The organism is Gelidibacter sp., assembly GCF_035577925.1.
Lineage (GTDB): Bacteria > Bacteroidota > Bacteroidia > Flavobacteriales > Flavobacteriaceae > Gelidibacter.
On the sequence record NZ_DATJCY010000314.1, the window covers coordinates 1 to 5377 of the forward strand.

Consider the following 5377-nt stretch of genomic DNA (forward strand, 5'->3'; position numbering starts at 1 on the left):
GGATAGCTTCCGTTGGGTCATTTCCACTCACCATTGGTAGGCCAGCATTTGGATTTTCTGGGGTCCACATTTTGTCATAGGCGTATTGTGAACGGATCCGCTCCCAGTAATACCCATCATCGGCCACATCTTTTTCTGCCCCGTCATAAAGTTTGCCTCCCAATTTGTATATAAAATCTAGACCTAAAGAAAATCCTTTATATTTCACTTGAGTATTTATACCACCAAAAACATCAGGAATACCATCACCTATAATGGTGTAATTGGCTTCTCTAAAATCGTAAGTTGCACCTCTTCCATTCAACAGAAAGCTACCAGCTTGAGGATCATTCGCATCATTCACATAATATCTGCTCATGCCGTTATCAGGATCCACCCCTGCATATTCATAACCATAGAATGCTAACGTTGATTCGCCTTCGCGGTAAATGTATTGCGCTGTTGCATCACTATCATTTACCCAGATAATATCTGCGCCTTCACTTAGCTTAAGAACTTTTGAATCAACAAAAGATGCGTTAACCGAAGCGCTCCAAGTCACATCATTGGTACGAATAATATCACCTCCTAAAGCGATTTCCACTCCTTTGTTTCTGATAGATCCGATATTTTTAAGTGTAGAGGAAAAACCTGTTACTCGAGAAATTGGTACACTTTGTAATAAATCTTTGGAATCTCTAGAAAAATATTCGACGCTTCCATAAATTCTATTTTTAAATAATCCAAATTCCAAAGCAACATCGGCCGCATAATTGGTTTCCCACGACAAGCTTTCGTCAGCAACATTACTCAAAGCCCCTCCAGCAGTTTCCATGTATTTTGCACCATATCCCGCAAGTGATCTCCAACCATAATTAGAAGGCGGCAATGTACCATTAACACCATATGAAGCTCTTAAGCTTAAATTGTTGATTTGTTCTATATCACTTAAGAAACTCTCCTTTTTGATGTTCCAAGAAGCACCAACCGACCAAAAGTTACCCCATCGAGAATCCGGTCCAAGTTTTGAACTTCCATCACGGCGGAAAGAGCCAGAAACATAATACTTTTTATCAAAACTATATTCCAATCTTGAAAGAATAGACATCATATTATTACCCCAATAGTAAGCACTTGCATCTGTATCACCTGCAGTTGCTACAGTATGTAAATTACTTGAAGGCAAGTCCTTACCAGAAGCTCGTATAAAATCGGTTTGATTTTTCTCAACCTCATAACCCGCTAAAAAGCCTAAATTATGGACACCAAAGTCCTTTGCGTAATTTAAGGTTGTGGAAGATACCAAGTTTTTGGTATTTGTGGACATTTCATTTACTGTTCCAAGACCTTGTCCATTATAATGCAATCGGCTATAATATAAGTGGTCTTTAGTTTCAATATTATCATAAGAAAAAAGAGTTTGCACATTAAGTTCAGGCAAAATGTTAACTTTTAATCCTTCTATCGCACTGACTCTTAATGTTTTTGATGAATTCTCCCATTCGTTGTCATAATATACGTTGTTCTGTGCCAAACTTCCGTAACGAGCAGTCCAAGGTTTTCCTGTTTTATAATCTGTAGGATGGTATAATCCCCAAAGGAGATTACGGGTTTGCTCATAGTAGTTGGTGCTAAGATTTCGACTATCATTAAAACCTGTTAATTCAGTTTGTGCAATATTTACTTTAGCCGAAAATTCGAAATACTTACCGATTTTCTGTTCTAAATTGACTCTTCCAGAAATACGCTCATTTCCATTGATTTTTACCCTACCTTCATCTTTACTATAAGAAATAGAAGAATAATAATTTGTTTTGTCAGTTGCACCACTTATTGAAATATCTTGGGTCTGATTTATAGCTGTTCTGAAATAAGCATCTTCCCAATCAAAATATTTCCCTTCTCTGTTTTCCAATCCATCGGTCATACCTTTAATCATAACGTTTTCTCCTACGCCAGTACCATTTGTTTCAAAATAATACCCATGCTTGTTGAACTTAGTGTTCAAGCGACTTAAAGAGTTTGAGCTTGCGTATGCATCATCTCGCCCATTTGATGTATTGTAATCGTGGAATACCCGGTATAAATAGTTTACGTTTTCTTGAGTGCTAGCCGCTTCATAGTTGTCAGTAGCCCAACCTGGACTGAAGCCAGTTGACGATTTAATTGTAATTCGAGGTTCACCTGTTTTTCCACGCTTGGTAGTAATCATTACTACGCCATTAGCAGCTCTGGAGCCATATAATGACGATGCCGCTGCATCCTTTAAAATAGATATGGATTCAATATCATTTGGATTCAAAGTATTCATGATGTTATTGGTAACCAAAATTTGATCTGATAGTTGACCAGAATTTCCAGAAGAAACCGGAACACCATCAATAACATATAATGGTTGTGTAGAGGCGTTCATCGAACCAATACCACGAATTTGGATACTAGTCGTTGATCCTACTTGTCCCGACCCTTTCGTGACATTTACTCCAGGTGCCTTACCTGCTAATGCATCTTGAAAAGATGCTGTTGGCACATCCCTAATATCACTACTTTTAACAACAGATGCGGATCCCGTGTAACTTTCTTTGGTTGCCGTACCATAAGCTACAACAAAAACCTCGTCTAATGACACGCCCTCAACAAGCGTAACATTGATGATGCTAGAATTTTGTACAGTAATTCTTTCTTCATTAAACCCTACACTTGTAAAAACAAGGACTTGTCCTTCTGAAGCTCCAATGGAATATTTTCCATCAAAATCCGTAATTGTGCCACGTGTGGTACCGTTAATTATAATATTAGCACCCACGATAGGCATGCCATTATTATCGATAACCGTACCGGTAATAATTTTTTCTTGCGCAAAGATAGTTTGCACCAGAAATAGCAGAAAAAATGTTAGAAATCCAATTTTTTTCACTCTCATAATTTTTGAAATTAATTGCTTGGTTAGTACTATTTTGTTTGGTAATAAATTAACAACAGGTTATGTTAACGTTAACAAATATAAGCTTTTCTTTTAGAAAACATATTAGGAAACCTTGGTGTAATCGTTAAAAATAGTGAATCTTAATAGGTTTTTATTAATTAAGAATGATGATTTGCCAAAAAAAACCTAAAAAATAAAGGAAACAGCATATTTTACAAAACGCCTAAAGCATAAAATAAATAATTGTAAGTCTCTACATTGTAGGACTATTATGACAATATTAACTGTGTTGCGATATTGAATTTCTATCCGATTTAGTTAAAATCGTATAAATAATAGCCATCCTTTTTAAAATGCTAACATTAAGATATAAATACGTTGGTTAAAAATGTTAAAGTTACCAATTTTGAAAGGAACTCACTTTTAAAAAGTAAAATAATGGAAGTAATTTAACAAATAATCAAAGTTCCTTTATTGGGTTTTATATTATTTTTTTGATTTTTTTGTTGTGTTTTGACGGGCGTTATACTTGTCCATTATTTTAAGAGTTTCCTCGACAGGAATAGCTTTCATAGATCTTCCTTTTTGGCCGATTATATCTTTTGCCATAAACAGTGAATTGTAAATAGCTTCTTCACTAGCTTCTAGAACTGCAAGAAACAAAGGTGACATTTCATCATTGGGAACATCAAGGATGGTTCTTTGCTTTTCATTGGAATCATGCGGAATTCTAAGTTCAGGGTGTGTGCTGAATGCAATACTGTAATCCCCACTTCCATTGGACGAAAATGATCCGACTTTGCCAAAAGCCAAAAATGACCGTTTTGCCAATCGTTCAAGATTTCGTGCAGATAACGGTGCATCAGTAGCAATTACAATCATACAAGAACCATCCACCACATAAGGCACATCTTCCGCCATATAAAAATTGTTCAACGCTTCGCCAACTGGCGCACCATTAATGGTCAGAATGCCTCCGAAATTAGTTTGCACCAAAACCCCTACGGTATATCCGCCTTTTTCTTTTGGAAGAACTCGTGATGAAGTACCAATACCACCTTTAAAACCTAATGCGCGTGTTCCAGTTCCTGCACCAACATTTCCCTCTTCTACTTTTCCGGATGCTGCAAGTCTTATAGCATCTTGAACATCATCACTAGACACATGGCGGCCTCTAATATCGTTGAGCCATCCATCATTGGTTTCTCCAACAACAGGATTTACAGATCTAACTCCTGCATTTTCTGGAATAGAAATAGTATAGTCAACCAAAGCATCTGCTACCAAAAAAGCATTTAATGTATTTGTAAGCGCAATAGGAGATTCGATGTTTCCAAGTTCTACGATTTGAGTCGTGCCAATTGCTTTCCCAAATCCGTTGCCTACAAAAACAGCAGCAGGTACTTTCTGCTGAAATATATTGCCTTCATGTGGCATAATTACCGTAACGCCTGTGCGGACAGAATCGCCAATAATCAATGTTTTTTGACCAACAGCCACACCTTTTACATCGGTGATGGCATTAAATTTCCCAGGAGTAAGAATACCTGGCGCAATACCCAATTCTCTAGCTCTTAAGCGTTCTTGAGCATTAATGGTAAGCGTAATATTGGTTAAGAATAAGAGAGCAAATAGTTTTTTTAACATAATAAAAATTTAAAGAGGTTTTAATTTAAGCGGGTCAATGTATTTAATTAACGCTCTTGCAAGGATATTTGTAGGATCGACAGTAATCATATTATTGATTTTTGATTCGGTAATGGCCAGCGGTATTTCCGTACACCCCAAGATGACTAACTCAGCACCTTGTTCCTCTAGATAAGAACATCCTTCCAAAAGGTTTTGTCTAGCTTGTGGATGTATAGGGTTTGATATTGTTTTAATACCATATACTTTATCGTAGATGGCAGGATGAATGGTGTTTTCCTGCATTTCTAACGGAGGTACGATAGCTTCATATCCTTTTAATCTCAAAGCTGAAGCATATAATTTACTCTTATAAGTACCTGTAGTAGAAAGCACGCCTATTTTGGTAATATCTGGATAATTGGAAGCAATAAACAACACCGTTTCATCAATCATATTGAGTAGTTTAATCCTGCTTTTTGACTTTTCTAATTCCAGCTGAATGGTATCAAATATTTTTTTTGAATGTGCCGTATTACAAGGTATTCCGGCAATTGTAGAACCGATCAACTCGAGTTTATGAAGCACTTCAACAATCGCCAAAGCTGGATTGATTTTTACTTTTCCCAATAAATATTCGGTCCGATCTTCAATTTTTGAAGACATCGATAATAAAATAGCATCAAGATGTTCCTGATCCTTAGAGGCTAGTGTATTATTAAAAATCTTGTTTAGTAAATCTGTTCCTGCATATGGACCAACACCACCTACAATGCCAATCATACTTTATAATTTTTGAATTAATCAGAATTCTAACAAATTTAGAATTATTAATTGAATATCATT

3 protein-coding genes are annotated in these 5377 nt (G+C 36.3%); all 3 read right to left on the reverse strand.

Translation table 11 applies throughout. The features are described 5' to 3' along the window. Positions 1-2902: SusC/RagA family TonB-linked outer membrane protein (locus VNJ50_RS12275; RefSeq protein ID WP_325582328.1), on the reverse strand; the 2902-nt coding region annotated here is incomplete at its 3' end. Between the two features lie 489 nt (positions 2903-3391). Next, on the reverse strand, positions 3392-4552 hold the full coding sequence (locus VNJ50_RS12280) for a P1 family peptidase (protein WP_325582330.1): 1161 nt from the start codon (positions 4550-4552) through the stop codon (positions 3392-3394). 9 nt (positions 4553-4561) lie between these two features. Continuing rightward, the gene (locus VNJ50_RS12285; protein ID WP_325582332.1) at positions 4562-5314 is read right to left on the reverse strand and encodes an aspartate/glutamate racemase family protein; all 753 of its coding nucleotides are present in this window, start codon (positions 5312-5314) and stop codon (positions 4562-4564) included. Positions 5315-5377 lie beyond the last annotated feature (63 nt).